A 1,601-nucleotide genomic window follows, 5' to 3' on the forward strand; every position below is an offset into this window, starting at 1 on the left:
CGCGATGCGGCCATTCAAGCACTGCAACAGGGAGAGTTGCATATTAGTCTTAAACGGCTCAAGCAGGTGGTCAAAGAGTGCTCGCTAGTTAGATAGCCATTATCTCCATAGAGGGTCCCTAATGAGCCTTCCAAGGCCAGTAAAACGATCTCTTCAGCCCTGGCTATTTCAAGTAGCGCCCTATGAAGAGGAGAGCTTTAGCCACTTTCTAGGCCGCTTTCGCCGAGCGAACTATCTAAGCAGTGGGCATTTATCGGCGATGCTGGGCAAAAGACCCTACATCGTGTCCTATTGGGAAAGTCCTTCGCGCCGTCGTAGACCGAGCGCGAAGGACCTGGAGCAGCTCTCACAGCTCACAGGAGTAGAAGAGGGGCGGTTGCGTTCAATGTGGTTTCCTCAAAGCATCCGGCTGCATTGGCCCACACGCCTGTGTGCCCAGTGCTATAAAACGGCACCTTGGCATAAACTGACTTGGCAGCTAGCCGACGAGCCTAACTGCCAAGTGCACCAACGGCCGTTGCTTTTCCAATGTCCCCAATGTCAAAGTGCTTTCCAGCTGCCGAGCTACTGGCAAACAGGCCAATGCGATCGCTGTGAGCTGTTGTTTATGAAAATGGTGCTGACGAGCCAAGACTAGAGCTAAAGAGTCAGTCGAATAGACCAGGTAACTTCACGCCCAGCTGTAGGTTCATGGGTTTGCTGAAATTGCTGTTTAAGCAGCTTGAGGCGTTTTTCCTGCTTCAGGATATCGCTAGGATAGTCCCATTTGCCGGGCGTAAGCCGACGACAAATGATTCCATGCTCATGTCTAAACTGAGTGAGTTCTTGAGCTGCGCAGGCATGAAAGAAAGCGGGCTTGAGGGTATCAATTTTGTGTTCGAGTTGAGCGAGTTGCAATCGCAGGTCGATCATTTGATCGATGACGCTGTCAGAGACAGGGCTATCTGTATTCATAGAAGCAGAGAGGAGTTTTCTTGCCTATCAGGCTACGAAACGGCCTATGCCAAGCTTCTAGAAAGTTCGAGTTTTCCAAGCTCCTGAGAAACAGCAACAGTCCCTCACCACCAGCGATCGCCCGCATGATAGTTTCCAAGTCAAAAGAGCGATCGCCCGAGAGGGTTTTGCGCTGATACAAAGTAGAGTAAGAGCAGCCAGCGATCGCCTTTGTGGGCTCGACCAGAGTCCGAAGAAGGGATGTCCCCAGGGTTCTGCAGCACACTAAGAATGCTTGTAAGCTCTCCTTGAGCTTAGCGCGATCGCATCCGAAAGGAAGCCGATAGGATAGCACCAGCGATCTGCCTCCTATGCAAGTGAAAGGCATAATACGTACGCACTAAATATACACTCAATGTATACAATAAACAAGTTTATTGTATACATACAGCTTTATGCGTGCCTCAACGCAGAGGCAAGAAGCGATCGCACGAGCAAAAACGCTGAAACGCTTACACAGAAGCATTTTTACGAAATAAGGCAAATGTAGAAGAGGACTTGCAAGTATAAAAGCGATCGCATTACAGCGTATAGAACAACGGCATGGCAACACACAAACGTATAAGCAACACAGCGATCGCAGTACCGGCAACGTTTTTTGGAATTCC

Annotated in this window: 2 protein-coding genes; both read right to left on the reverse strand. The window is 49.7% G+C overall.

What is annotated here, in order from left to right:
- Positions 1–639 precede the first annotated feature (639 nt).
- The gene (locus tag QJQ48_RS28070) at positions 640–954 is read right to left on the reverse strand and encodes a hypothetical protein (protein ID WP_346294483.1); all 315 of its coding nucleotides are present in this window, start codon (positions 952–954) and stop codon (positions 640–642) included.
- Positions 941–1,135: a hypothetical protein gene (locus QJQ48_RS28075; protein ID WP_346294484.1), complete on the reverse strand. Its 195-nt coding sequence runs from the start codon at positions 1,133–1,135 to the stop codon at positions 941–943. Before QJQ48_RS28075 ends, QJQ48_RS28070 begins: the two co-directional genes overlap by 14 nt.
- Between the last annotated feature and the right edge of the window lie 466 nt (positions 1,136–1,601).

This window comes from Sphaerothrix gracilis Ecp01, assembly GCF_030405905.1.
Lineage (GTDB): Bacteria > Cyanobacteriota > Cyanobacteriia > Phormidesmidales > Phormidesmidaceae > Sphaerothrix > Sphaerothrix gracilis.